21 protein-coding genes are annotated in these 25,365 nt (G+C 69.8%); 9 read left to right on the top strand and 12 right to left on the bottom strand.

Annotated features, from left to right (window positions below):
- The first annotated feature begins 8 nt into the window (after positions 1–8).
- Positions 9–3,902, top strand: a complete 3,894-nt coding sequence (hrpA, locus tag RZ1_RS08795) for an ATP-dependent RNA helicase HrpA (protein WP_072811060.1) — start codon at positions 9–11, stop codon at positions 3,900–3,902.
- A 61-nt stretch (positions 3,903–3,963) separates the two neighbouring features.
- On the opposite strand, the gene nrdR is transcribed toward hrpA, so the two are convergent.
- The gene (gene nrdR / locus RZ1_RS08790) at positions 3,964–4,440 is read right to left on the bottom strand and encodes a transcriptional regulator NrdR (RefSeq protein ID WP_072811059.1); all 477 of its coding nucleotides are present in this window, start codon (positions 4,438–4,440) and stop codon (positions 3,964–3,966) included.
- 186 nt (positions 4,441–4,626) lie between these two features.
- Complete coding sequence (locus tag RZ1_RS29580) at positions 4,627–5,127, bottom strand: LysM peptidoglycan-binding domain-containing protein (protein ID WP_139281797.1); 501 nt, start codon at positions 5,125–5,127, stop codon at positions 4,627–4,629.
- A 272-nt stretch (positions 5,128–5,399) separates the two neighbouring features.
- Here RZ1_RS29580 and lexA point away from each other — a divergent pair, with 272 nt between their 5' ends.
- The gene (gene lexA, locus RZ1_RS08780) at positions 5,400–6,107 is read left to right on the top strand and encodes a transcriptional repressor LexA (RefSeq protein ID WP_072811057.1); all 708 of its coding nucleotides are present in this window, start codon (positions 5,400–5,402) and stop codon (positions 6,105–6,107) included.
- A gap of 72 nt (positions 6,108–6,179) precedes the next feature.
- Here lexA and RZ1_RS08775 read toward each other — a convergent pair whose 3' ends face one another.
- The 3 genes from RZ1_RS08775 to RZ1_RS08765 all read right to left on the bottom strand — a co-directional run bounded on the left by RZ1_RS08775 (position 6,180) and on the right by RZ1_RS08765 (position 10,452).
- Positions 6,180–7,322, bottom strand: coding sequence for an acyl-CoA dehydrogenase family protein (locus RZ1_RS08775; protein WP_072811055.1), 1,143 nt, complete (start codon positions 7,320–7,322; stop codon positions 6,180–6,182).
- A 105-nt stretch (positions 7,323–7,427) separates the two neighbouring features.
- Positions 7,428–8,720, bottom strand: a complete 1,293-nt coding sequence (locus tag RZ1_RS08770; protein ID WP_139281796.1) for a uracil-xanthine permease family protein — start codon at positions 8,718–8,720, stop codon at positions 7,428–7,430.
- A 40-nt stretch (positions 8,721–8,760) separates the two neighbouring features.
- On the bottom strand, positions 8,761–10,452 hold the full coding sequence (locus RZ1_RS08765; RefSeq protein ID WP_083583594.1) for a phosphoenolpyruvate--protein phosphotransferase: 1,692 nt from the start codon (positions 10,450–10,452) through the stop codon (positions 8,761–8,763).
- 126 nt (positions 10,453–10,578) lie between these two features.
- On the opposite strand from RZ1_RS08765, the gene RZ1_RS08760 reads away from it, so the two are divergent.
- The 4 genes from RZ1_RS08760 to RZ1_RS08745 are packed head-to-tail and all read left to right on the top strand — an operon-like array spanning position 10,579 to position 14,678.
- Positions 10,579–11,346: a DeoR/GlpR family DNA-binding transcription regulator gene (locus tag RZ1_RS08760; RefSeq protein WP_072811054.1), complete on the top strand. Its 768-nt coding sequence runs from the start codon at positions 10,579–10,581 to the stop codon at positions 11,344–11,346.
- Entirely contained in the window at positions 11,343–12,332 is a 990-nt protein-coding gene (locus RZ1_RS08755) for a 1-phosphofructokinase family hexose kinase (protein ID WP_072811052.1), read from the top strand. The genes RZ1_RS08760 and RZ1_RS08755 overlap by 4 nt, the downstream gene beginning before the upstream one ends.
- 10 nt (positions 12,333–12,342) lie before the next feature.
- Positions 12,343–14,388 carry a PTS fructose transporter subunit IIABC gene (locus RZ1_RS08750; protein WP_072811050.1) on the top strand — a complete coding sequence of 682 codons (2,046 nt, stop codon included), beginning with the start codon at positions 12,343–12,345 and terminating at the stop codon, positions 14,386–14,388.
- Positions 14,389–14,420: 32 nt separating this feature from the next.
- Positions 14,421–14,678, top strand: coding sequence for an HPr family phosphocarrier protein (locus tag RZ1_RS08745; RefSeq protein WP_072811048.1), 258 nt, complete (start codon positions 14,421–14,423; stop codon positions 14,676–14,678).
- Between the two features lie 6 nt (positions 14,679–14,684).
- On the opposite strand, the gene RZ1_RS08740 is transcribed toward RZ1_RS08745, so the two are convergent.
- The 5 genes from RZ1_RS08740 to RZ1_RS08720 all read right to left on the bottom strand — a co-directional run bounded on the left by RZ1_RS08740 (position 14,685) and on the right by RZ1_RS08720 (position 19,808).
- Entirely contained in the window at positions 14,685–15,746 is a 1,062-nt protein-coding gene (locus RZ1_RS08740) for a hypothetical protein (RefSeq protein ID WP_373863694.1), read from the bottom strand.
- 11 nt (positions 15,747–15,757) lie between these two features.
- On the bottom strand, positions 15,758–17,227 hold the full coding sequence (gene hflX, locus RZ1_RS08735) for a GTPase HflX (RefSeq protein ID WP_072811047.1): 1,470 nt from the start codon (positions 17,225–17,227) through the stop codon (positions 15,758–15,760).
- A gap of 72 nt (positions 17,228–17,299) precedes the next feature.
- Positions 17,300–18,166, bottom strand: coding sequence for a diaminopimelate epimerase (gene dapF / locus RZ1_RS08730; RefSeq protein WP_072811045.1), 867 nt, complete (start codon positions 18,164–18,166; stop codon positions 17,300–17,302).
- A gap of 5 nt (positions 18,167–18,171) precedes the next feature.
- Positions 18,172–19,098 (bottom strand): tRNA (adenosine(37)-N6)-dimethylallyltransferase MiaA, encoded by a 927-nt coding sequence (gene miaA / locus RZ1_RS08725; RefSeq protein WP_174565178.1) that lies wholly within the window; start codon positions 19,096–19,098, stop codon positions 18,172–18,174.
- On the bottom strand, positions 19,095–19,808 hold the full coding sequence (locus RZ1_RS08720; protein ID WP_072811042.1) for a class III extradiol dioxygenase subunit B-like domain-containing protein: 714 nt from the start codon (positions 19,806–19,808) through the stop codon (positions 19,095–19,097). Before RZ1_RS08720 ends, miaA begins: the two co-directional genes overlap by 4 nt.
- Before the next feature lie 150 nt (positions 19,809–19,958).
- Between RZ1_RS08720 and RZ1_RS08715 the strand changes: the two genes are divergently transcribed.
- Complete coding sequence (locus RZ1_RS08715) at positions 19,959–21,353, top strand: DUF349 domain-containing protein (protein WP_072811040.1); 1,395 nt, start codon at positions 19,959–19,961, stop codon at positions 21,351–21,353.
- Between the two features lie 83 nt (positions 21,354–21,436).
- Here the strand turns inward: RZ1_RS08715 and RZ1_RS08710 are convergent, their stop codons facing one another.
- Both RZ1_RS08710 and miaB read right to left on the bottom strand, forming a co-directional pair.
- Positions 21,437–22,024 carry an Rv2732c family membrane protein gene (locus RZ1_RS08710; protein ID WP_072811039.1) on the bottom strand — a complete coding sequence of 196 codons (588 nt, stop codon included), beginning with the start codon at positions 22,022–22,024 and terminating at the stop codon, positions 21,437–21,439.
- Positions 22,021–23,559: a tRNA (N6-isopentenyl adenosine(37)-C2)-methylthiotransferase MiaB gene (gene miaB, locus RZ1_RS08705; RefSeq protein WP_072811037.1), complete on the bottom strand. Its 1,539-nt coding sequence runs from the start codon at positions 23,557–23,559 to the stop codon at positions 22,021–22,023. Before miaB ends, RZ1_RS08710 begins: the two co-directional genes overlap by 4 nt.
- A gap of 205 nt (positions 23,560–23,764) precedes the next feature.
- On the opposite strand from miaB, the gene gluA reads away from it, so the two are divergent.
- Both gluA and RZ1_RS08695 read left to right on the top strand, forming a co-directional pair.
- Positions 23,765–24,493, top strand: a complete 729-nt coding sequence (gene gluA / locus RZ1_RS08700; RefSeq protein ID WP_072811035.1) for a glutamate ABC transporter ATP-binding protein GluA — start codon at positions 23,765–23,767, stop codon at positions 24,491–24,493.
- A gap of 31 nt (positions 24,494–24,524) precedes the next feature.
- Positions 24,525–25,358: a glutamate ABC transporter substrate-binding protein gene (locus RZ1_RS08695; RefSeq protein ID WP_072811034.1), complete on the top strand. Its 834-nt coding sequence runs from the start codon at positions 24,525–24,527 to the stop codon at positions 25,356–25,358.
- The last annotated feature ends 7 nt before the right edge of the window (positions 25,359–25,365 follow it).

Below are 25,365 nucleotides of genomic sequence, written 5' to 3'. Positions count from 1 at the left end.
CCATCAGCATGTCCATCTCTCCCGCCCCGAACCGTCGCGACCTGAAATCGGCCCTCGCCGAGGTGTCGCTCCGCGACGAACTGCGTCTGCGCCGCAAGCTCGACCGCGCCCGCGACGCCGACGCGCTCACCACGATCGCCGCCGAGGTCGAGCGGGCCCGCGTGCGCCTGGCCGAGCGTGCCGCCGCCGTGCCGGCGATCACCTATCCCGAGTCGCTGCCGGTTTCGCAGCGCAAGGACGACATCGCGGCCGCGATCCGCGACCGGCAGGTGGTTGTCGTGGCCGGCGAGACCGGCTCGGGCAAGACCACACAGATCCCGAAGATCTGCCTCGAACTCGGCCGCGGTGTGCGCGGGCTGATCGGGCACACTCAGCCGCGGCGCATCGCCGCGCGGGCCGTCGCCGAACGTCTCGCCGAGGAACTCGGCACCGAACTGGGTGAGTCCGTCGGCTACACGGTGCGATTCACCGACCAGGTATCGGACTCGACCCTGGTCAAGCTCATGACCGACGGCATCCTGCTGGCCGAGATCCAGCGCGACCCGATGCTGCGCCGCTACGACACGCTGATCATCGACGAGGCCCACGAGCGCAGCCTCAATATCGACTTCATCCTGGGCTACCTGCAGCAGTTGCTGCCGCGGCGTCCGGATCTGAAGGTGATCATCACCTCGGCGACCATCGACCCGGAACGGTTCGCACAGCACTTCGCCGCCCCCGACGGGACCCCGGCACCGATCGTCGAGGTGTCGGGCCGGACGTTCCCGGTCGAGATCCGGTACCGGCCGCTGACCGTCGAAGTCGGCGAGCAGCTGATCGACCGGGACCCGGTGGATGCGGTGTGCGAGGCGGTCGAGGAACTACAGGCGGCCGGTGACGGCGACATCCTGGTGTTCCTCTCCGGTGAACGCGAGATCCGCGACACCGCCGACGCCCTGCGCGACCGCAAGCTCCGCAACACCGAGATCCTGCCGCTGTACGCGCGGTTGTCGGCGGCCGAGCAGCACAAGGTCTTCACCCCGCACGCCGGCCGCCGGGTGGTGTTGTCGACCAACGTCGCCGAGACGTCGCTGACCGTCCCCGGTATCCGCTACGTCGTCGATCCCGGCACCGCCCGGATCTCCCGCTATTCGGTGCGGACCAAGGTGCAGCGTCTGCCGATCGAGGAGATCTCGCAGGCGTCGGCGCGGCAGCGCTCCGGTCGTTGCGGCCGCGTCGCCGACGGCATCTGCATCCGGCTGTATTCCGAGGAGGACTTCGAAGCCCGCCCCGAGTTCACCGAACCGGAGATCCTGCGCACCAACCTGGCGTCGGTGGTGCTGCAGATGACCGCGCTCGGCCTCGGCGACATCGCCTCCTTTCCGTTCGTCGAACCACCGGATCCGCGGGCGATCCGCGACGGCATCGCACTCCTCGAGGAACTCGGCGCCCTCGAGCCGGCCCAGCGCGACGAACTGCCCAAGCTCACCGCGACCGGCCGCGAACTCGCGCGGCTGCCCGTCGACCCGCGGATGGCGCGGATGATCGTCGAGGGTCACCGCAACGGCTGTCTGCGCGAGGTGCTGATCATCGTGGCGGCGCTGTCGATCCAGGACGTGCGTGAACGTCCCGCCGAGTTCCAGCAGGCGGCCGACGAGAAGCACGCCCGCTTCGCGGTCGAGGGTTCGGACTTCCTGGCGTTCCTGCGCCTGTGGGACTACCTCAAGACACAACGGAAAGAACTGTCCTCCAACCAATTCCGGAAGATGTGCCGCAACGAGTTCCTGCACTGGCTGCGGATCCGCGAATGGCAGGACCTGCAGGGGCAGCTGCGCCAGATCACCCTGAACCTCGGCTGGGAGACCCGCCACCAGGAGGTGTCCGACGACGCGGTCCACCAGTCACTGCTCGCCGGGCTGCTCTCGCACATCGGATTGCGCGAGGGCGACAAGCGGGACTTCCTCGGTGCGCGCGGCTCCCGGTTCGCCATCTTCCCCGGGTCGTCGCTGTTCAAGAAGCCACCGCGCTGGGTGATGGCCGCGGAACTGGTCGAGACGTCGCGGTTGTGGGCCCGCATGGCGGCGCGGATCGAACCCGAATGGGTCGAGAAGCTGGCCCCGCACCTGGTCAAACGCACATACTCGGAACCACACTGGTCGAGCAGACGCGAGGCCGCGATGGCCTACGAGCGAGTCACGCTCTACGGCATTCCTCTCGTCGCGCAGCGTCCGGTGCAGTACGGCCCGATCGATCGGGAAGTCTCGCGCGACCTGTTCATTCGGCACGCGCTGGTGCAGGGCGAATGGCGCACCCGCCACAAGTTCTTCCACGCGAACCGCGCGTTGCTCGAGGACGTCGAGGAGCTCGAGCATCGTGCCCGGCGCCGCGACATCCTCGTCGACGACGAGGCACTGTTCGCGTTCTACGACGAGCGGGTCGGCCCGAATGCCGTGTCGGCCCGGCACTTCGACACGTGGTGGAAGAAGGCCCGGCAGCAGGACCCCGACCTGCTGACGTTCACCCCGGAAACCGTCGTCAACCAGGACGCCGCCGCGGTGCTCGACGGGGACTATCCCGACGCGTGGCGGCAGGGCGATGTCCAGTTCCCGCTGACCTACCAGTTCGAGCCGGGCACGGAACAGGACGGTGTCACCGCCCGCATCCCCGTCGCACTGCTGGCCGGGATCCGCCCCGTCGGGTTCGACTGGCTCGTGCCGGGCATGCGCCACGAACTGGTGACGGCATTGATCAAGACGCTGCCGAAACAGCTTCGGCGCCAAGTTGTTCCGGCACCGGATTTCGCGGCGGCAGCACTCGCCTCGGTTACCCCGCGCAGCGAGCCGCTCGTCAACGCGATGGCCCGCGAGTTGTCGCGGCTCGGGAACTGCCGCATCGAGCCGAGCGACTTCGACGTCGCGGCCCTGCCCGAGCATCTGCGGCTGACGTTTGCGGCGGTGGACGAGCGCGGGAAGGTCCTCGGCTACAGCAAGAGCCTGGCGGCCCTGCGCAAGAAGCTGGCGGTTCGCGTCGACGCCGAGGTTGCCCGCGCCGCCTCCAGCACCGAACGCGCCCCCGCGCTGGTGTGGACGGCGGACACGTTGGGCACCCTGCCCGAGACAATCACGCGCACGGTCGGGAACCAGCAGGTGACCGGCTATCCGGCACTGGTCAGCGAGGACACCGGCGTCGCGGTGCGGGTGCTGAGCACCCCGCAGGCGCAACGCGCCGCGACCCGCACCGGGCTGCGGGCGCTGCTGCTGGCGGCAGTTCCGACGCAGGCTCGGGCGGCCACGTCGGGCTTGACCAATGCGGAACGGCTGGCGCTGGGCCGCAATCCGGACGGGTCGTTCGATGCGTTGCTCGAGGACTGCCGGGCCTGCGCGGTGGACGAATTGGTCGCAGCGCACGGTGCCCCGATCCGCACGCCCGCCGAGTTCGATGCGATGGTCAGGACGGTGCGGGCGCAACTGCCGGGCAGGGTCTCGGCGCTGCTGAAGCTCGTGGTGCCGGCGCTCACCCGGGCCCACGAGGTCGGGGTGTTGCTGGACCGGGTGCGCGGCGAGGCCGCCGACGACGTGCGCGAGCAACTGGCATCGCTGCTGTTCGCGGGATTCGTCACCGAAATCGGCGGGCGACGTCTCGCGGACCTGCCGAGATATCTCACGGCGGCAGCCCAGCGCCTCGAGGCACTTCCGGCAAGCGCCCACCGCGACGCCCAGGGCATGGACGTTCTCGACCGGGTGTATGCGGAGTACGATCGGCTGCTCGCCCGGCTGCCCGAGGAACGGCGGGCCGCCGCGGATGTGAACGAGGTGTACTGGGCGATCGAGGAGCTGCGGGTGAGCCTGTTCGCGCAGGGCCTGGGCACACGAATCCCGGTGTCGGAAAAGCGAATCCTCAAGGCAATCAGCACAATTCGCTGATCTGTCCCGAGAACACCGCCGGCCGGGACGAGTGACGTCGACTCGTGAGGCCGCGGAGGGTTCAGCCCTCGGCGGGGTCGATGTCGCGCCGCTCCTGGTGCTCGCGCAGCTCCTTGATCTCGCGTTCGAAGTCCTCCGCGGAGCTGAACGATCGGTATACGGACGCGAAGCGCAGGTAGGCCACCTCGTCGAGATCCCGCAGCGGACCGAGAATGGCCAGACCGACCTCGTGGCTCGGAACCTCGGGAGAGCCCTTGGCCCGCACCGCGTCCTCGACCTGCTGCGCCAGCAGATTCAGCGCATCGTTGTCGACGGCACGGCCCTGGCACGCGCGCGCCACGCCGCGCACGACCTTCTCGCGGCTGAACGGCTCGGTCACGCCGCTGCGCTTGACGACGGACAGGACCGCGGTTTCGACCGTGGTGAATCGGCGACCGCATTCGGGGCATGCCCGGCGCCGGCGGATCGCGGCGCCCTCGTCGGCCTCGCGCGAATCGACGACCCGGGAATCCGGGTGCCGGCAGTACGGGCAATACATGTCGAGTCCTTCGTCGCTGCCGTGCCGGCCGCGACGTCGGCGTCGAACCGTCCTCCCGAGATCATCTCCGCCCTGAGGTGGAGCTGCCTCGACGCGACCACACGGGGTGGTGTGACTTACAGGAAACGACAATACCTGCCGGACCGATTCGTCCCGCCGGTCCGGCCCCCGACCCGGCACCTCGGTTCACCCGCGCCCGATCACCGGCACGACGAGCCGCTGTCCGGGACGCACCGTGGTGCCGGACAGCACGTTGAGCTCGGTGATCCGCTCGACGACCTGGGCGGTGACGGCGCCCGGAGCGATCCGGGCGGCCACGTCGGCCAGCGATTCGCCGATCCTGACCACAGCGACGTCGGTGCGCGGAACGTCCGCCGCGACCTGGCTCGTGCGCAGGTGCGCGACCCCGAGGATCGCGAGCAGCGCGGTCGCGGTGAGCAGAACCGTGACCGCCGTCTGCCGCAAGGCCGCACTGAACGGCAGCGGCGCGGGGCGGGTGCGGTCGGCACACGAGACGGGGTTCGACGCCGGGCGTCGATACTCGGCGTGACCCGCATCCGGTCGGGAGAACGGCGGGCGAACCGGGAAGTGATAGATCTGCGCGTCGCGACCGCGGGCGGAACCTTCAACCCGCGCCGACGCCGTGGTGAACTCGTTCCAGCCGGTTCGGCGAACTGCTGTACCCATCGGATCCTCCGTGCTCGATCGGTGGCGGCACTCGATCGGCCGTGCGAACTGCGCGTATCCCACTTGATCGCTCAATCGTTCGAACGATGCCGATCATTTGTTCGATCACAAGTTCGAAGAACATCTGTTCGAATTTCTATCACGCGACGCTCGCGCTGTCAGCTTTTCGCGTCGAAAATGTCGAACAGATGTTTGATAACGCACGCGAATGCGGATAGATTCGACACATCACATTCAGCACATCCGACACTCGACGCACGGAGGTCACGACCATGACGGACGCCAACTCCGCGAGCGGCCCGGCCCGGGCGGCCACCACCGATTCGACAGCCGGACTCACCGAGCGCCAGCGCCGCGTTCTCGAGGTGATCCGCGATTCGGTTGCCGAGCGGGGCTACCCGCCGAGCATCCGGGAGATCGGCGACGCCGTCGGGCTCAACTCGACCTCGTCGGTGGCCCATCAGCTACGCACACTCGAACGCAAGGGCTTCCTGCGTCGCGACGCCAACCGGCCGCGCGCCGTCGACGTCCGCGGGCTCGAGGACAGCACGGTTGCTCCCGACGGCACCAGCGAGACCGTCACATCCACAGCGTCGGCCGTTCCGTCCGCCGCGATGGTTCCGGTGGTGGGCCGGATCGCGGCCGGCGGCCCGATCCTCGCCGAGGAGGCCGTCGAGGACGTCTTCCCGCTCCCCCGCGAACTCGTCGGCCAGGGATCGCTGTTCCTGCTCAAGGTCGTCGGCGAATCGATGATCGACGCCGCGATCTGCGACGGCGACTGGGTGGTGGTGCGGCAGCAGAACGTCGCCGACAACGGCGACATCGTCGCCGCGATGCTCGACGGTGAAGCCACCGTCAAGACGTTCAAGAGGGTGAAGAAGGACGTGTGGCTGATGCCGCACAATCCCATGTTCGAGCCGATCCCCGGCAACGACGCCGTCGTCCTGGGGAAGGTCGTCACCGTGATCCGGAAGATCTGAGCACTTCCCCAACGACGCCGGGGCGGTACCGCATGTCGCGGTACCGCCCCGGCGCGTTTTCCGGAGGTTCGATCAGACGTTCAGCGAACGACCGATGACCTCCTTCATGATCTCGTTGGTGCCGCCGTAGATCTTCTGGACCCGGGCATCGAGGTAGGCCTTCGCGACCGGGTATTCACGCATGTAGCCGTAGCCGCCGTGCAGCTGGAGGCACCGGTCGATGAGTTCGACCTGCTTGTCGGTCGTCCAGTACTTCGCCATCGCCGCCTCCGGGACGGTGAGGGTACCGGCGTTGAGCTGCTCGATGCACTTGTCGACGAACACCCGCGCGATCTGCGTCTCGGTGGCGAGCTCGGCGAGCTCGAAACGGGTGTTCTGGAACTTGCCGATGGACTTGCCGAACGCCTTGCGGTCGCGGCAGTACTGCAGGGTGTCCTCGAGAACCTGCTCCATCGCGGCGGCGGCGACCACGGCGATCGACAGGCGCTCCTGCGGGAGGTTCTGCATCAGGTAGATGAAGCCGAAGCCCTCTTCGCCCAGCAGGTTCGCGCCCGGCACGCGCACGTTGTCGAAGCTCAGCTCCGCGGTGTCCTGCGCGTCCAGACCGATCTTGTCCAGGTTGCGGCCGCGCTCGAATCCGGCCATGCCGCGCTCGACGACGAGGAGGGAGAAGCCCTGGGCGCCCTTCTCCGGATCGGTGCAGGCTACGACGATCACCAGGTCGGCGTTGATGCCGTTGGTGATGAACGTCTTGGAACCGTTGAGGATCCAGTCGTCGCCGTCGCGCACCGCGCGCGTCTTGATGCCCTGCAGGTCGCTACCGGTGCCGGGTTCGGTCATGGCGATGGCGGTGATGATCTCACCGGAACAGAAGCCGGGCAGCCAGCGCTGCTTCTGCTCCTCGTTCGCCAGGTTCAGCAGGTAGGGCGCCACGACGTCGTTGTGGAGCATGAAACCGACACCGCTGTAGAGGCCGCGGGTGGTCTCCTCGGTGAGCACCACGTTGTACCGGAAGTCGTCGACGCCGCCTCCGCCGTACTCCTCGGGAACGGCCATGCCGAGGAAGCCCTGTGCCCCGGCCTTCTTCCAGACCTCGCGGTCGACGATCTTGTCCTTCTCCCACTGCTCGTGGAAGGGTGCCACCTCCTGCTCGAGGAACTTCCGGTACGACTCGCGGAAGAGTTCGTGTTCGGGCTCGAAGAGGGTGCGTTCCATGTGCGCTCCTGTAGGTCGCGGCGTACGTCGCCCTTACCGTAGGCAAGTACCACCTGCCGTGACGCTGACAGGAGCGAGCACGTTTTGTGACCGTCCTCGCCCGCGTCAGCTCCGGAGATCGGCCAGCTTCCGCAGGATCGGGTACGCGACGAGGATCCCGATCGAGCCCCACGCGATGCCGCCGAGTTCGACCGATCCGATCGACAGCGTCAGGTCGCCGATACCGGCGACCAGCGCCGCCGCCACGACCGTGAGGTTCACCGGGTCGGTGAAGTCCACCTTCGCGTCCATCCAGATGCGGACACCGAGGATGCCGATCAGTCCGTACAGCACCAGGGTCGCGCCGCCGAGCACACCGTCGGGGACGGTGAAGACCAGCGCGCCGAACTTCGGTGAGAACGCCAGGACGACGGCGGTGACCGCGGCAACCCAGTAGGCGGCGGTCGAGTAGACGCGGGTGGCGGCCATGACACCGATGTTCTCGGCGTAGGTCGTCGTGCCCGAGCCACCCCCGAAGCCGGCGAGCGTCGTGGCCAGGCCGTCGGCGAACAATGCGTCGCCGGCGACGTCGTCGAGGTTGCGTCCGGTCATCGCGGCCACCGCCTTGACGTGGCCGACGTTCTCCGCGATGAGCACGATCACCACGGGCAGCGCGACCAGCACCACCGACAGCTCGAACGTCGGGCCCCGCAGTTCGGGGACACCGAACCAGGCGGCCTCGCGCAGCGCCGCGACCCGATCGTCGGCCAGACCACCGGTGGCCGCGGCGAACACCCAGCCGATCACGACACCGACGAGAATGCCGAGTCGTCCGAGCAGGCCGGGCCCGAGCACGGTGACCACCAGGATCGAGACGAGCGTGATCGCCGCGATCAGGGGTTGCGCTTCGAACGAGCCGGCCGCGGTGGGTGCCAGGTTCAGGCCGATGAGCGCCACGATCGCACCGGTCACCACCGGCGGCATCACCGCATCGATCACACGGGCACCGAGCGCCTTGACCACCAGTCCGACTACGGCGAGCAGCACGCCGACCGCGACGATGCCGCCCAATTGCGCGGCGGGTCCGTCGGCGGCCGATGCGGTGAGCGGCGCGATGAAGGCGAAGGACGAACCGAGGTAGCTGGGCACCCGCCCTCGCGTGATCAGCAGGAACAGGGCGGTGCCGATCCCGGAGAACAGCAGGGTCGTGGTGACCGGGAAGCCGGTGATCGTCGGCACCAGCAGCGTGGCCCCGAACATGGCGATCACGTGCTGCATGCCGATGCCGACGGTGCGCGGCCACGACAGTCGTTCGTCGGGGGCGACGACACCGCCCGCGGTGATGCGGCGTCCGTCGCCGTGCAGCGTCCAGCCGACGCCCGCGCGCGCCCTCTTCGTGGTCTTCACCGGTTCGTTCACGAAACGGAATCGTAGGGCTCGGCGGGCGGACGCGTGGCCGTCACCCCAGGGCGCGGGTGACCGCCGCTCGGGCGGCTGCCGGATCCGCGGCCGCCACGGCCGCGCCGGCGGCCTCCCGGCACAGGTCGAGCGTGACCGTCGCGAGACGGGCGCCGACCGCGGCGACCGCGGCCGCCGCGCACGACAGCGAGGTGACGCCCAGTCCGGCCAGTACGCAGGCGAGCAGTGGATCGGCGGCGGCTTCCCCGCACACTCCGACCGGCTTCCCGGCCGCCTGACCGGCCTCCGCGGTGCGGGCGACGAGCGCGAGCACCGCCGGCTGCCACGGGTCGGTCAGCGTCGCGAGCTGCGGGGACATGCGGTCGGCGGCCATCGTGTACTGGCCGAGGTCGTTCGTGCCGATGGACAGGAAGTCGACGTGCTCGAGCAGCCGATCGGCGAGCAGGGCCGCGGCCGGGACCTCGACCATGACCCCCGGAACCAGGTCCCTCGCCCGCACCAGCGCGGCGAACGCGGCGGCCTCGGCGACCGTGGCGATCATCGGGGCCATCACCCACGGCGACTGCCCGGTACGCGCGGCCGCCTCGGCCACCGCGTCGAGCTGCCGCTCGACGATGCCCGGCGCGGTCGACCCGATCCGGATGCCGCGCACGCCGAGCGCCGGGTTGTGCTCCTCGGGATGGGTCACGAAGCGCAGCGGCTTGTCGGATCCGGCGTCGAGCGTGCGTACCACGACCTTGCGGCCTGCGTAGGCGGTGAGCACCTCCGCGTAGATGTCGGCCTGGTCCGCCACCGACGGCTCGAGCTCCCGGTCCAGGAAGCACAGTTCGGTGCGGAACAGGCCGACTCCTTCGGCGGGAGTCCGGCGGGCCGCGCGCGCCCCCGGGCCGTCCTGCACGTTCGCCAGGATCGCGACCCGATGGCCGTCGGCGGTGGCGCCGGGTCCGGTCCAGGCAGCTGCACGAGCCCGCTCCTGCCGGTCGGCCGCGACTGCCGCGCGTGCGGCCTCCGGATCGGGAGCGGTACGGATCTCCCCGGTAGAACCGTCGAGGAGGACGGCGGTGCCCGCCGGGATCGCGTCGAGCCCGGCCGCCGCGACCACGCACGGTATGCCCAGCTGGCGCGCGATGATCGCGGTGTGACTCGTGGGTCCGCCCAGGGTGGTGGCCAGGCCGATGATGCGTGTGGGGTCCAGGCCCGCGGTATCGGCCGGGGCGAGGTCCTCGGCGAGCAGTACCGACGGTTCGTCGGGCAGTTCGAGCCCCGGTTCGGGGTGGCCGCTCAGTTCCGCGACGACGCGGTCGCGGATGTCGCGCAGGTCCGTGACCCGCTCGGCCATGAGCCCGCCGAGCTGGGTGAACATCGTCGCGAATTGCTCGGTGGTGGCGATCGCGGCGCCCACGGCGTCCGATCCGCTGCGGATCCTGCCGGTCGCGGCGCCGATCCAGCCGCGGTCCTCGGCGAGGCCGGCGTTGGCCAGCAGCACCTCGGCGGCGGCCCCGGAGGCGTGGGCTGCGCGGGCACGCAGCCTCTCCGCGACAGCGCGTGCCGCGGCGGTGAACCGTTCGGCTTCGGCCGCGCGAGCGGTGTCGGGAATGCTCGCGTGGACGGCGGGCAGCTCGGGGCGCGGCCCGGGCCGGATCGCAGGACCGTAGGCCACACCCGGCACGACGGGGGTCCCGCGGACTGCACCCACCGGCGAACCGTCTGCCACCGGCATCACGTTCTTCATGCTTCCTCCTCGCCACTGGCGGAGATTCGATGTGATCGAGATTACTCCCGACCATTGACATGTCAACACACACGGGCGTAAAACAACATAAAGCAACATTCGCCAACGTTCGACGAGGAGCCCCCGGTGTACGCAGAGGAACGGCAACAAGCGATCGGCGAGCTGATCGACCGACGCGGTCGCATGTCCGTCGCCGAACTCGCCACCCGTTACGGCGTCACGACCGAAACCGTCCGCCGCGATCTCGCCCTGCTCGAACGGCTCGGTCACGTGCGGCGCGTGCACGGCGGGGCCGTCCCGGCCGCGGCCCTCACCGTCACCGAACCGGGACTGACCGAACGGGAACACACCCGTGCCGGATTCAAGGACCGCATCGCCGCAGCCGCCGCCCGGTTCCTCCCGGGCTCCGGCGGAAGCGTCGTCTTCGACGCGGGGACGACAACCGGGCGCATGATCGCGGCCCTGCCGACGGACCTCGACCTCACCGTCGTGACGAACTCGGTACCCATCGCGGCACGACTCGCCGGGCTCGGCTCCGTCCAGTTGCATCTGCTCGGCGGTCGCGTCCGCGGCATCACGCAGGCCACCGTCGGCGAGGACGCCTTGCGCTACCTCGGCATGCTGCACGTCGACGTCGCCTTCATCGGCACGAACGCGCTCTCCGTCGATCACGGCCTCTCGACCCCCGACGCAGACGAAGCCGCGGTCAAACGCCGGATGGTCGAGTCCGCGGACCGTGTCGTCGTCGTCGCCGACTCCTCGAAGATCGGCCGCAGGCACCTGCTGAGTTTCGCCCCCCTCGCTGCCGTCGACGTCCTCGTCACCGACAGCGAGATCGACGAGTCCGACCGAACCGAGCTCATCGACCAGGGAATCGAGGTGGTGACGGCGTGATCGTCACACTGACCGCCAATCCGAGCCTGGACCGCACGGTCACACTGTCCGGCCCGCTCGTCCGCGGGGCCGTGCACCGCACCGCCGAGGTGCTTGTCGACCCCGGAGGCAAAGGCATCAACGTCGCACGGGTGCTGCACGCAACCGGCGAGCCGGTACTCGCGATTCTGCCGGGCAACGCGGGAGACCCTCTCCTCGCCTCCCTCGAGACACACGGAATCGACTGCCTGGCAGTCGAAACCGCGGCGCCGGCGCGAACCAACACCACCGTCGCCGAACCGGACGGCACCACCACGAAACTCAACGAACCCGGCAGTGCGTACGGTCCCCGGACGCGCGGCGAACTGCAGGCCGCCGTGGTTGCACGAGCGGGAGGGGCGGACTGGACAGTGCTCTCCGGATCGCTGCCACCGAGCGTTCCGGACGACTGGTACGCCGACCTGGTCTGCGCGCTGCGCGCCACCGGAACCCGGATCGCGGTCGACACCTCCGAGGCGCCGCTGCTGGCCCTCGCCGCGCGCTTCCCGGATGCCGCACCGGATCTCGTCAAACCGAACTCCGACGAACTGGCGCAGCTCACCGGCTCGGATGCCGTCACGCTCGAGGCCGCCGCGGTCGCCGGCGACATCGATCCGGTCGTGGCGGCGGCCCGCAGCCTCGTTTCCCGCGGGGTCGGCGCGGTGCTGGCCACGCTGGGCGCAGCCGGCGCGGTCCTGATCACCGCCGACGGCGCGTGGCGGGCGGTGGCGCCGGCGGTCACGGCCCGCAGCACGGTCGGCGCCGGCGACTCGTCGCTCGCCGGCTATCTCATCGCCGAACGCGAGGGCCTCGGTCCGTCCGATCGGCTCCGGCACGCGGTGGCCTATGGATGCGCCGCCGTCACCCTGCCGGGCACCGAACTGCCGGGACCCGGCGCCGTCGACCCGGCCGCCGTCGAGATCACCGAACTCCCCTCCCGAACCCCGACACTTCCCCACCACCTGTAAGGACCCTGTCATGCCAGATATCGCATCCCGCCCCGACCGCGGACCCGCGATCATCGCCGCGGACCTCATCACGCTCGACGCGAACCTCGGCGCCGACAAGGCCTCGGTGATCACCGCGCTGGCCGAGCGGCTCGCCGGCGCAGGCCGCGCCTCCGACGCCGAGGCCCTCGCCGCCGCTGCCCTGACCCGAGAAGCGAAGTCGGCAACCGGGCTACCGGGAGGGCTCGCGATTCCGCACTGCCGGTCGGAGGCGGTCGCCGTGGCATCACTCGGGTTCGCACGTCTGGACCCGAAGGTCGACTTCGGTGCCCCGGACGGTCCGGCCGACCTGGTGTTCCTCATCGCCGCACCCGAAGGGGCCGGGGCCGAACACATGAAGCTGCTGTCCTCGCTGGCCCGCGCTCTGGTCCGGCCCGAGTTCGTCGCGTCTCTGCGCGGCGCAGCCACCGAGGCGGAAGTCATCGCACTCGTCGAGGGCGTACTGCCACCACCCACCCGACCGGAGCCGGAGCCGGAATCCCAGCCGAAAAGCAATACCGTGTCCGCGGCCGCGGACCCAGCCCCCACCGAACGCACAATTGTCGCGATCACCGCGTGCCCGACCGGGATCGCCCACACCTACATGGCCGCCGACGCCCTCACCGCGGCAGGGCAACGGGCCGGTGTCACAGTTCGTGTCGAGACGCAGGGCTCGAGCGGCAGCACACCGCTGCCGGCCGCGGCCATCGCCGCCGCGGACGCTGTCATCTTCGCGACGGATGTCGGGGTCAAGGGCCGCGAACGCTTCGCCGGTAAGCCCGTGGTCGCGTCCGGTGTCAAGCGGGCGATCAACGAACCCGACGCGATGATCGCCGAAGCGGTCCGTGCCGCAGCCGATCCGTCCACCGCGACGGTCGAGGGGGGCTCGGCTCCCGCGGATTCGGGGGAGTCCGGGACCGGTGAACTCGGCTGGGGCACACGCATCCGGCAGATCCTGCTCACCGGCGTGAGCTACATGATTCCGTTCGTCGCGGCGGGTGGTCTGCTCATCGCGCTGGGATTCCTGCTCGGCGGGTACGACATCTCCGATTCGGCCGCCGAGATCGTCGTGAACAACACGCTGGGGAACCTGCCGGCGGGCGGGCTCACCACCTATCTCGGGGCGGTGCTGTTCCAGCTCGGGTCGCTGGCGTTCTCGTTCCTGGTCCCCGCGCTCGCCGGTTACATCGCCTTCGCAATCGCCGACCGCCCCGGCCTGGCACCCGGTTTCACCGCGGGCGCGGTCGCGGTCTTCGTCGGTGCCGGCTTCATCGGCGGTCTGGTCGGCGGCATCATCGCCGGTTTCGCCGCGCTGTGGGTGGGACGGATCCCGCTGCCGGTCTGGGCGCGCGGGCTCAAGCCCGTCGTGATCATCCCGCTGCTCGCCACACTGATCGTCGGTGCCCTGATGTTCCTGGTGCTGGGCCGCCCACTGGCCGCGATCACCACCGGACTCACCGACTGGCTCAACGGCCTGTCCGGCAGCTCTGCCGTGATTCTGGGCATGATCCTCGGCCTGATGATGTGCTTCGACCTCGGTGGTCCGGTCAACAAGGCCGCATATGCATTCGCCGTCGCCGGCCTGGCCGTCGACAACCACGCGTCGCTGCAGATCATGGCGACCGTCATGGCTGCCGGCATGGTTCCGCCGCTGGCGATGGCGCTGTCATCGACGCTGCGGCCGCAGCTCTACAGCCCCGCCGAACGCGAGAACGGCAAGGCCGCGTGGCTGCTGGGTGCCTCGTTCATCACCGAGGGAGCCATCCCGTTCGCCGCAGCCGATCTGTTCCGGGTGGTTCCGTCGATGATGATCGGCGGCGCCGTGACGGGGGCGATCGTGATGGCGACCGACGTGACGCTCACCGCGCCGCACGGCGGCGTGTTCGTGGTCTTCGCGATGGACCGCGTCCTGTGGTTCTTCATCGCACTGGCCGCCGGCACCGTCGTCGGCGCCCTGTGCGTCACGCTCGCCAAGGAAGTCAAACGCCCCGCCCACCTGACCACCTCGGCCCCGGCCACCCAGCCGGCCGCCGCCTGACCCATCCCGTTCAACCGATCGAAGGAGCATCCATGTCCAGCACCACAGTCACCGTCGGCTCGTCCATCGGGCTGCACGCCCGTCCCGCCGGAATCATCGCCGAGGCGGTCGTCGCCGCCGGCGTTCCGGTCACCCTCGCGGTGGACGGCGGCGAACCCGTCGACGCGGGCTCCGCACTGATGATCATGACGCTCGGCGCCACGCAGGGAACGGCCGTCACCGTCAGCTGCGACGACGAAGCCGTACTGGCGAAGATCGCGGAACTGGTCGTCGCCGATCTCGACGCCTGACGGGTGTCACCGACGCGACGCCGGCCCGCCTGGGGCCGGCCGGCGGCGCCCGCGCCACCACCAGCCCGCCGCGGCCGCGAGGATCGCCGCCACGGCGGCGGCCACCCCGGCCCGTTCGGCGACCGCGACACCGCGTGTCTCGGAGGCGGCGCTCTCCGGGTCCGCGAACAGGCCGGTCACCCCACGCCACACCCGAAGCTGCGGCAGCGGCCCCCCGTTCGACTCGGACGCCGTGAGCAGATCGCCGTCGTGGGTGAACGCGACCGCCTCCCCCTGCGGTTCGCCGGCTACCGGGATACGCAGTTGCGGGCCCGCGGCGAGCGCGGCCGCGAGATCGCCGTCCGGCGCGTGGAACAAGTACACGTCGGTGTAGGTGCGGACCGCCGCGACCGTACCGTCGGAGCTGACCGCCCCACCGGTGATCAGGGTCGACGATCCCCCGGCGAGCGGGCCACCCGGGGTGTCGGTGGGTCCGAGGCGGAGGACGCCGACCTCCTCGAGCGGATTCGGGCCTGGCGACGCGAGGTCCGCGAGGGTCTTCCCATCCGCCGGCCGGTAGACGGTGGCCGCACCGAACAGCGCCTTGGACACGATCAGCGGCACGCCGTCGCGGCCGATGAGCAGGGTCTCGGCGTCCCGGGCGCCGGTCGGGTAGGTCAGGCGGTACAGCTCACCGGCCCCGGTGCCGGGATCGAGAGAAATCAACGCCGCGGTCTCCCTGCGCGCGGTGTTGTCGCCGGTGTCGGCCAGCCACAGCCGCTCGTCCGGGCCGCTCGCAAGGTCTTCCACGTCGTACGGGTCGACGGGGGCGGGTATGCGACGCACCGTCGAACAGTCTTCGCCGAGTTCGACGACGGATTCGTCCGTCCCCGCATCGGGCACCGCGAACAGGCGTCCGTCGAGCATCGCGAGTCCGGACAGTTCCGCGAGCCCGGCGTCCGACGGGGTGCACAGCACCCCCTCCTGCACGTCCGCGACCGGCACGTCCTGCGTGTCGGCGATCGCGGGTGCCGCGACGGCCAGCGCAATCGCCAATCCGATCGTCACCGCGACCGGCGTGGCCCCCACTCCGGCCCGCACTAGGCGGCGTATTCGACCAATGCCGAGGCCAGCGCCCTCGGAACCCGGGCATGGACGCGGGTGCCGTCCTCCCCATGCGCGGATTCGAGGATCTGCCCGTCGGTGTGGATGCGGGCCAGCAGGTCGCCGCGCGTGTACGGCAACATCACCTCGACCTCGACGTCCGGGTCCTCGAGCAGTCCGGCGAGCCGGTCGCGCAGCTCGTCGAGACCTTCACCGGTGCGCGCCGACACGAAGACCGCGTCGGGCAGAAGGCCGCGCAACTGCATCAACATCACCGGTTCGGCGGCATCGATCTTGTTCACGACGATCAGTTCCGGCGGTGCAGGCGCATCGGATTCGCGGAGCACCTCGGTGACGACCTCGCGGACCGCCTTGATCTGCTCGGTGGGCAGCGGATCGGATCCGTCGACGACGTGCATCAGCAGATCAGCATCCGCAACCTCTTCGAGGGTGGAGCGGAACGCCTCGACGAGCTGGGTCGGCAGGTGCCGCACGAATCCGACGGTGTCGGTCAGCACGAACTCCCGCCCGTCGGGCAGCGCCGCGCGCCGGGTCGTCGGATCGAGCGTCGCGAACAGCGCGTTCTGCACGAGCACCCCGGAACCGGTCAGCGCGTTGAGCAGGCTCGACTTGCCGGCGTTGGTGTATCCGACGATCGCCACCGAGGGAATGCGGTTGCGCAGGCGGCGGGTCCGCTTGGTGTCGCGGGCCGCCTTCATCGCCTTGATCTCGCGGCGCAGCTTCGCCATGCGTTCCCGGATGCGGCGGCGATCGGTCTCGATCTTCGTCTCACCGGGGCCGCGCAGACCCACGCCGCCGTTGCTGCCGGCACGGCCACCGGCCTGCCGGGACATCGACTCACCCCAGCCGCGCAGTCGCGGCAGCATGTATTCCATCTGGGCGAGCGAGACCTGTGCCTTGCCCTCCCGGGAGGTGGCGTGCTGGGCGAAGATGTCGAGGATCAGGGCGGTCCGGTCGATGACCTTGACCTTGACGACCTTCTCCAGCGCGGTGAGCTGGGCGGGGGTGAGCTCGCCGTCGCAGATGACGGTGTCGGCGCCGGTGGCGACGACGACCTGCCGCAGCTCGTCCGCCTTGCCGGAGCCGATGTAGGTTGCCGCGTCCGGTTTGTCGCGGCGCTGGACCAGGCCTTCGAGGACTTCGGAGCCCGCGGTTTCGGCGAGGGCGGCGAGCTCGGCGAGGCTCGCCTCGGCCTGGCCTGCGGTCCCGCCGGTCCACACCCCGACGAGCACCACTCGTTCGAGGCGGAGCTGGCGGTACTCGACCTCGGTGATGTCTTCGAGTTCGGTGGACAGGCCCGCGACGCGGCGCAGCGCACTACGGTCCTCGAGCTGCATCTCGCCGACCGACGGGTCGTCGGTGGTCCATCCGTCGTGATCGGTGCGGTCCTCGGTCACGGACGCCCCGCTACGGGGTGTGTTCTTCAAACGCTGTGTGTTCGTCATACAGGATCCATCGTCCCACGTCGCCCGGGTCCGTGCATTCGAGTTTTCCCGGCATCACGGACGTGCCGCTGTTCAGGACAGTGCCGTCCACCACGCGTCGGCGATCATCCCGGTCGCGACCAGCACGGACGGGCCCCGCAGCGACGCCCGGGCGTCCTCGATCCGCACCTCCACCGCGCCACCGGGGATCCGCACCTGCACGAGACCGGAGTCGGCGCCGTCGAAGCGCAGTGCGGCCATCGCCGCGGCGACGGTCCCGGTGCCGCACGACCGGGTCTCCCCGACGCCTCGCTCGTGGACGCGCATCTCGACGGCGCCCGACGTGATCGGGGTGAGGAACTCGATGTTGACCCCGTGCGGGAAGAAACCCGGATCGAAACCGGGCGCGGACAGGTCCAGCGCGGCCAGACCGGCCCCCGCCAATTGCGGGTCGACGCACGCCAGATGCGGATTGCCGACGTCGATGCCCAGGCCCTTGTAGACGCGCCCCTCGACGGTCGCGGCGGACTCCCCCAGCTCACGCACGACACCCATGTCGACGGTGACCTCGCCGTCGACGGGTCCGGCCGCGTGCACCTGCACGGGTTTACCCCCGGCACGGCTGCCGACGACGAACTCGGTGCGGTCCTCGAAACCGTGCGCGCACAGGTAGTGCGCGAACACGCGAACGCCGTTGCCGCACATCTCGGCGATCGAGCCGTCGCCGTTGCGGTAGTCCATGAACCAGTCGTCGGCGGCGGTGCCGTCGGGCAGTGCCTCGAGCACTCCCGTCTCGACGAGCGCGCCGGCCCGTGCGACCCGCAGGATGCCGTCGGCGCCCAGTCCCCGACGCCGGTCACACAGTGCGGCCACTCGCTCCGGCGCGAGATCCAGCCGGGCGTCGGGATCGGGAAGAATCACGAAATCGTTCTCGGTGCCGTGCCCTTTGCTGAACTCCATGCCGGTCAGCTTATCGAGCCGCGCGACGCGGCGACGACGCGCAGGGCCGCCTCCGTCAGGTCCGGGTCGGCGCCGTCGAGCCAGTTGATCCGCGGATCGCGACGGAACCAGGATCGCTGCCGACGGACGTAGCGACGGGTGCCGATGAACGTGCGTTCCCGCGCGTACTCGAGGTCGCAGTCCCCGTCGAGGTATTCGAGAACCTGTGCGTAGCCGATGGCCCGTTTCGCGGTCACTCCCTCGCGCAGCCCGTGATCGAGCAGGCCGCGGACCTCGTCGACGAGTCCGCGCTCGAACATCAGGTCGGTGCGCCGTGCGATGCGCTCGTCGAGCTCGGTGGTGTCCCGGTCCACCCCGAGGATCACAGTGCCCCAGCGGGGCTTCCCGCGCTGCGGCTGCGATGCCGCAAACGGCCGGCCGGTCAGTTCGACCACCTCGAGCGCCCGCACCATGCGGCGCCCATCGCTCGGCAGGATCGTGGCGGCCGCGGCAGGATCGGCCTGCCGCAGCGCCGCGTGCACCGCTGCGAGGCCACCGTCGGCGAGTAGCGCCTCCCACTTGGATCGGACCTGGGGGTCCGTCGCGGGGAACTCCCATTCGTCCAGCAGCGACTGCACGTACATCATCGAGCCGCCCACGACGACGGGGACGGCGCCGCGGGCGCGGATCGCCTCGACGTCCGCGATGGCGGCCTCCTGATAGCGGGCGACCGTAGCGGTCTCGACGACGTCGAGCACGTCGAGCTGATGGTGGGCAATGCCCCGGCGTTCGGCGACGGTCAGCTTCGCGGTTCCGATGTCCATGCCGCGGTACTGCTGCATCGCGTCGATGTTGACGATCTCGCCGCCGAGCGCACCTGCCAGGTCCAGGCCCAGTTCGGATTTGCCGGTAGCGGTCGGGCCGACGACGGCGACGGGAACCGGCGCGCTCACGGCCGCCAGATCCCCACGTGATAGCCGACTCCGTACGGCGCGCCGCTGTACGCGATCTTCACCGCGCTCGGTGCCGCGCCGAACACACCGGCGAGAACCTGCCAGGCGGCGCGGCCGTCGAGGAGGAGCTCAGCGCACCGGTCGGGGTCGAGCGCGGTCAGCGCCCCGGGGTCCCCCGCGCCGAGCGCAGCGGTCAGGTCGGTTTCGACGGCCTCGGCACGCGCGTCGAACGCGCCCGGCGCCTTCGCGGTCAGGGTGGCCGCACCGTCGGCGATCACCAGCAGCCCACGGGGGGTGTCGGCGTCGTCCAGCCCGGCACGGAGCCGCTGCCCGAGGCGGGTGCACTCGTCGCGACCGGCGTCGATCGGCACGATGTGAACCTCCGCACGCACGGTGGGGGCGGCATGATCGCGCAACCATCCGGCGATGAGCGCGGACAACGGCAGGTCGGGATCGGGGTCACCGGTCGCGTCCGGTCCGAGATCGACCCGGACGTCGGCGCCGTAGCCTCGGAACGTGCCGATGGCGGTCGACGCCACCCGTCCTGCGGTCGGGCCGGTGCCGACGACGACCCAGTGCGTGCAGTCCGCGATCTCCGACGCCGCGGCGAGCGCGGCGCCGCGCAGCTCGTCGGTCTCGCCTGCGGCGAGACCGTTCAGCTCGGGCACGAGCAGGGGCGGGGACGGCACGAATACCGCAGCGGTCAGCACACGAGCCACGGTAGTCGACCGGACCGGCCGCCCCGCGCGTGCGCGACCTGTTTCAATAGTGGGCGGAAGTCGTCGCGGGTGATCCGCGGCGGACCTACGGATGAGCCATGCGACCAGGCAGCCGTGCCGCGCGGCAGAGAAGAGGACCCGATGACCGATCCCAATGCACAGGACACGAGTGTGACTCGGGAATCCGGTGCCGTGCCGGCACCCGCGGCTCCGAAGCCGGCCGCCCCCGCGCCCGGTACCCCGCGCCCCGGCACCGAGCACGCCCCGAAACCGCATCCGGCTGCCTCGCACGTGCATGCGGCGGCGACACCCGCGGTGCCGGCGAGCGACCCGAGCCTGTTCGGCCGCGTCGACGAGGACGGCACCGCGTGGGTGGTCACCTCCGAAGGCGAGCGGTGCATCGGTTCGTGGCAGGCCGGTGACGCGGCCGAGGGCCTTGCACACTTCGGGCGCCGCTTCGACGACCTCGCGACCGAGGTCGCGATCCTCGAGTCGCGGCTCGCCTCGCGTTCCGGTGACGCCAAGAAGACCCGAGCCGCGGCGGAGGCGTTGGCCGAGTCGCTGCCGACCGCGGCGGTGATCGGCGACCTCGACGGACTGGCCGCACGCCTCGCGACGATCGTCGCGGACTCGGAGAAGGCCGCGACGGCCGCAAAGCACGAGAAGGAGCATCAGCGCGCGGAGAACACCGCTCGCAAGGAGGCTCTCGCTGCGGAAGCCGAAAAGATCGGCGCCGAGTCCACCCAATGGAAGTCCGCGGGAGACCGGTTGCGGGAGATCCTCGACGAGTGGAAGACCATCCGGGGCGTGGACCGCAAGGTCGACGACGCGCTGTGGCGGCGCTACTCGAAGGCACGCGAGGCCTTCAACCGGCGCCGCGGTGCACACTTCGCCGAACTCGACCGTGAACGAGCCGCAGCGAAGGGCCGCAAGGAGGAACTCGTCGCGCGCGCCGAGGCGCTGCAGGATTCCACCGATTGGGGTGGGACCTCCGCTGCGTTCCGGGATCTGCTGACCGAGTGGAAGGCGGCCGGTCGCGCACCCCGCGAGGCGGACGACCAGTTGTGGAAGCGTTTCAAGGGTGCACAGGATGTGTTCTTCGCGGCCCGCAACGCCGCGAGCGCCGAACGGGACGCGGAGTTCGAGGACAACGCCCGGGCGAAGGAAGCGCTGCTCGCATCCACTGCGATCGATCCGGCCGGCGACATCGACGTCGCCCGCGCGCAGTTGAGGGAACTGCAGGACAAGTGGGAGCAGATCGGGAAGGTTCCGCGCGAGCGCATGCACGACCTCGAGGCGCGGCTGCGGGTGATCGAGAAGCAGGTGCGCGAGGCCGCCGAGTCCGAGTGGCGCCGCACCGACCCCGAAGCGCTGGCGCGCGCCGCGCAGTTCCGTGAGCGGGTCCGTCAGTTCGAGGAGCAGGCCGCGAAGGCGACCGCTGCCGGACGCGCCAGGGACGCGGAGAAGGCACTCGCGCAGGCGCAGCAGTGGCGTGAATGGGCCGACGCCGCCGAGGGTGCCGTCGGCGAACGCTGACCGGAGGTACAGATGGAGGAACCCCGCATCACCGTGTCCGGTGGTGCGGGGTTCTTCCTTGTCCGACCTCTACCCGAGGTCCGTCACAGGTGGTTGTTCGTACCGAACTGTCCCCGGTGTTCCTCCTCGGCCGCGACCCGGCGAAGTTCTTCTTCTGCGGCCAGCTGCAGCGAGGTGCGCGCCCAGACGACCCGGGCCCAGTGGAAGGTCAGCACCATTACGGCGAACCAGGCGAGGACGAGGCCGAATCCCGGTCCGGACGCCGTCGAGTCGACGGGCAGCGTCTGCCGGGTCCAGATCGACAGCATGCCGAAGACGATGGACACCGCGGATCCGGCCAGAGCGAGCCATGCGAGCACCCACCTGCGAGTGAGCAACGCCAGGATCGAGCACACACCGCCGAAGACCAGGGCCAGCCACACGAAGATGCGTGACGGCAGCGCGATGTCCTCGGCGACGGCGTCCGGCCCGAACGACAGGATCTCCCAGCCGTTGGCGGCGCCGGCGTGCGGGAGACTGAAGGATCCGAGCAGCACCATCACCGCGACCGCGACGACCAGCGCCCGCGCGCCGGGGTCGATCTCACCCGCGATCTTGCGTTCGGCCTGTTCGAGGTCCGCGCGGACCTCGTTCATCGGGTCGTTCGCACCGTGGTCGTGTGCGGCGCTCATGCGTCACATCCCATCTGTGTCGGAAGGGGTTCGGGAACCCCGATCTTCGGCAGTCCCAGTCCCACGCCGATCGGCGGGGTCTTGGGCATGCGTCCTTGCTCGAAGTGGTCGCCCGCCCGGGTGCGGCGGTGCGTCAGGATCGGGGTGTCGGCAACCAGGTGGTGCGGCGCCGCGTCGCTGACGACGATGGTGACGATGTCGCCGGGGCGAACTGTGCCGTCGAGGTTTCCGTCGGGCCTGAAGTGCACGAGCCGGCCGTCGCGGGCGCGGCCGCTCATCCGGGCGGTCTCGGCGTCCTTGCGGCCTTCCCCGGCGGCCACCAGCAACTCGACTTCGGTGCCGACGAGCTTGCGGTTCTCTTCGAGGGTGATCCGCTCCTGCAACGCGATCAGCCGCTCGTAGCGTTCCTGCACGACCGCCTTGGGGAGCTGGCCGTCCATTTCCGCGGCGGGGGTGCCCGGGCGCTTCGAGTACTGGAAGGTGAAGGCGCTGGTGAAGCGGGCCTTCTCCACGACGTCGAGGGTGTCCTGGAAGTCCTCTTCGGTTTCGCCGGGGAATCCGACGATGATGTCGGTGGTGATCGCCGCGTGCGGCATCGCGGCGCGAACCCGGTCGATGATCCCGAGGAATTTCTCCTTGCGGTACGAGCGGCGCATCGCGCGCAGAACCCGGTCGCTGCCGGACTGCAGCGGCATGTGCAACTGCGGGCACACGTTGGCGGTCTGCGCCATCGCCTCGATCACGTCGTCGGTGAACTCCGCCGGATGCGGCGACGTGAACCGGACACGCTCGAGACCCTCGATCTGCCCGCACGCGCGCAGCAGCGCGGCGAATGCGCCACGGTCGCGGGGCTGGTCGGGATCGGCGAAGGATCGGCCGTACGAGTTCACGTTCTGACCGAGCAGCGTCACCTCGAGCACGCCCTCGTCGACGAGTGCCTGGACCTCGGCCAGGATGTCTCCGGGCCGCCGGTCGACCTCCTTGCCGCGCAGCGAGGGCACGATGCAGAAGGTGCAGGTGTTGTTGCAGCCGACGGAGATCGATACCCACCCGGCATAGGCGGATTCACGCTTGGCCGGCAAGGTCGACGGGAATGCGTCGAGCGACTCGAGGATCTCCACCTCGGCCTTGCGGTTGTGCCGCGCGCGGTCGAGCAGCGCCGGCAGGTTGCCGATGTTGTGGGTGCCGAACACCACATCGACCCAGGGTGCTTTCTTCACGACGACGTCGCGGTCCTTCTGCGCGAGGCACCCACCGACCGCGATCTGCATGTTCGGGTTCTCGTCCTTGACCGGACGCAGATGGCTGAGGTTGCCGTACAGCTTGTTGTCGGCGTTCTCTCGCACCGCGCAGGTGTTGAAGACCACCAGGTCGGGTGAGCCGCCCGGCACAACCTTCGCGAAGCCCGCCTCCTCGAGCAGACCGGACAGCCGCTCCGAGTCGTGCACGTTCATCTGGCAGCCGTACGTGCGAACCTCATAGGTTCGGGCGTCGGCCGGGGATTCGGAGACGGTTTCATCGTCGATCAATGACACGTCTCAGGGTAGCTCAGGCCCCGAACTGCGCCGCATCTGCCCTGGTCGCGCCGCCACCCGCCTGTGGGCCGCAAGAGTTCCGTTTCCCGCCGCGCGTCGTACCGCAAAATCCGATCCTGCGCGGCTGTCACCGCATAAGGTCCTGGACATGGCACCAGAGGCTGTCGCACCGGAGAGTGCCCCCCACGGGGAGGCCCCGTCGTCGATGATCTCGATGGCGGACGTGAACAAGCATTTCGGATCCCTGCATGTGCTGCAGAACATCGATCTGGAGATCCCGCGCGGCCAGGTGGTGATCGTGCTGGGGCCGTCGGGTTCCGGCAAGTCCACCCTGTGCCGGACCATCAACCGGCTCGAACCGATCGATTCCGGGCGGATCGAGGTCGACGGCAAGGTCCTGCCCGCCGAGGGCAAGGCCCTCGCTGCCCTCCGCGCCGATGTGGGCATGGTGTTCCAGTCGTTCAACCTCTTCGCCCACAAGACGATCCTCGAGAACGTCATGCTCGCACCGCTCAAGGTCCGCAGGAAGAAGAAGGACGAGGCGAAGAAGCAGGCGCTCGCACTGCTCGAACGGGTCGGTATCGCCAACCAGGCCGAGAAGTATCCGGCCCAGCTGTCGGGCGGTCAGCAGCAGCGCGTCGCCATCGCCCGGGCCCTGGCGATGAACCCGAAGGTGATGTTGTTCGACGAGCCGACCTCCGCGCTGGACCCGGAGATGGTCCAGGAAGTGCTCGACGTGATGACCTCGCTCGCGAAGGAGGGCATGACGATGCTCGTCGTGACCCACGAGATGGGCTTCGCGCGCAAGGCCGGCGACCGCGTGCTGTTCATGGCGGACGGGCAGATCGTCGAGGACACCGACCCGGCAACGTTCTTCACCGCCCCGAAGTCCGATCGTGCGAAGGACTTCCTGGGCAAGATCCTCAGTCACTGATCAGTCAGCCCGACCACTGGAGGTAGCCCGAATGAAACTGTCCCGCACCGTCCGCCTGGGCATCGGAGCCATCGCCGTTGCGCTCGCCGCCACCGCATGTGGCGGCGACGAACAGCGCAGCGCCCTCGAATCCGCCGAGGCCGGGGATCTGACGATCGGCATCAAGTTCGACCAGCCGGGGCTCGGACTGCGCAACCCGGACGGCACCTTCAGCGGTTTCGACGTGGAGGTCGCCAAGTACGTCGCCGGGCAGCTCGGCGTCACCGAGGAGAACGTCACGTTCAAGGAGGCGCCGTCGGCACAGCGCGAGACTCTCATCCAGAACGGTGAGGTCGACTACATCGTTGCGACGTACTCGATCACGGACGCCCGCAAGGAGAAGGTGGACTTCGCCGGGCCGTACCTGGTCACCGGGCAGTCGTTGCTCGTACGGGCCGACAACACCGACATCACCGGGCCGGAGTCGCTCAACGGTGGTAAGCGGCTGTGCTCGGTCGCCGGCTCGACCCCCGCGCAGAACGTGAAGGACAAGTACGCGCAGGACGTTCAGCTGCAGGAGTTCGACACGTACTCCGCATGCGTGGAGGCACTGCGTAACGGCGCGGTCGATGCGCTCACCACTGACGCGATCATTCTCGCCGGTTACGCGGCGCAGTCCCCGGGTGAGTTCAAGGTGGTGGGCGAGCCGTTCACCACGGAGAACTACGGGATCGGTCTCGCCAAGGGTGACGACGAGTCGCGGGCCCGCATCAACGACGCGATCCAGGCGATGATCGACTCCGGCGCGTGGGAAGCGGCGTTCCAGTCCACGGTCGGCGGTTCCGGTCTGCCGGTTCCGGAGAAGCCGACGGTCGACCGTTACTGATCCGGCC

The sequence above is a fragment of the Rhodococcus zopfii NBRC 100606 = JCM 9919 genome, from assembly GCF_001895025.1.
In the GTDB taxonomy this organism is placed as follows: Bacteria; Actinomycetota; Actinomycetes; order Mycobacteriales; family Mycobacteriaceae; genus Rhodococcus; species Rhodococcus zopfii.
The sequence above is the reverse complement of the archived record's forward strand: the minus strand, read 5'-3'. Positions and strand labels throughout refer to the sequence as shown.

Bases quoted from the DNA above. Each gene is read 5' to 3' on its own strand.
- hrpA (WP_072811060.1), top strand. From the start codon at position 9: ATGTCCATCTCTCCCGCCCCGAACCGTCGCGACCTGAAATCGGCCCTC.
- nrdR (WP_072811059.1), bottom strand. From the start codon at position 4,440: ATGTATTGCCCGTACTGCCGGCACCCGGATTCCCGGGTCGTCGATTCG.
- RZ1_RS29580 (WP_139281797.1), bottom strand. From the start codon at position 5,127: ATGGGTACAGCAGTTCGCCGAACCGGCTGGAACGAGTTCACCACGGCG.
- lexA (WP_072811057.1), top strand. From the start codon at position 5,400: ATGACGGACGCCAACTCCGCGAGCGGCCCGGCCCGGGCGGCCACCACC.
- RZ1_RS08775 (WP_072811055.1), bottom strand. From the start codon at position 7,322: ATGGAACGCACCCTCTTCGAGCCCGAACACGAACTCTTCCGCGAGTCG.
- RZ1_RS08765 (WP_083583594.1), bottom strand. From the start codon at position 10,452: ATGAAGAACGTGATGCCGGTGGCAGACGGTTCGCCGGTGGGTGCAGTC.
- RZ1_RS08750 (WP_072811050.1), top strand. From the start codon at position 12,343: ATGCCAGATATCGCATCCCGCCCCGACCGCGGACCCGCGATCATCGCC.
- RZ1_RS08745 (WP_072811048.1), top strand. From the start codon at position 14,421: ATGTCCAGCACCACAGTCACCGTCGGCTCGTCCATCGGGCTGCACGCC.
- hflX (WP_072811047.1), bottom strand. From the start codon at position 17,227: ATGACGAACACACAGCGTTTGAAGAACACACCCCGTAGCGGGGCGTCC.
- dapF (WP_072811045.1), bottom strand. From the start codon at position 18,166: ATGGAGTTCAGCAAAGGGCACGGCACCGAGAACGATTTCGTGATTCTT.
- RZ1_RS08715 (WP_072811040.1), top strand. From the start codon at position 19,959: ATGACCGATCCCAATGCACAGGACACGAGTGTGACTCGGGAATCCGGT.
- RZ1_RS08710 (WP_072811039.1), bottom strand. From the start codon at position 22,024: ATGAGCGCCGCACACGACCACGGTGCGAACGACCCGATGAACGAGGTC.
- gluA (WP_072811035.1), top strand. From the start codon at position 23,765: ATGATCTCGATGGCGGACGTGAACAAGCATTTCGGATCCCTGCATGTG.
- RZ1_RS08695 (WP_072811034.1), top strand. From the start codon at position 24,525: ATGAAACTGTCCCGCACCGTCCGCCTGGGCATCGGAGCCATCGCCGTT.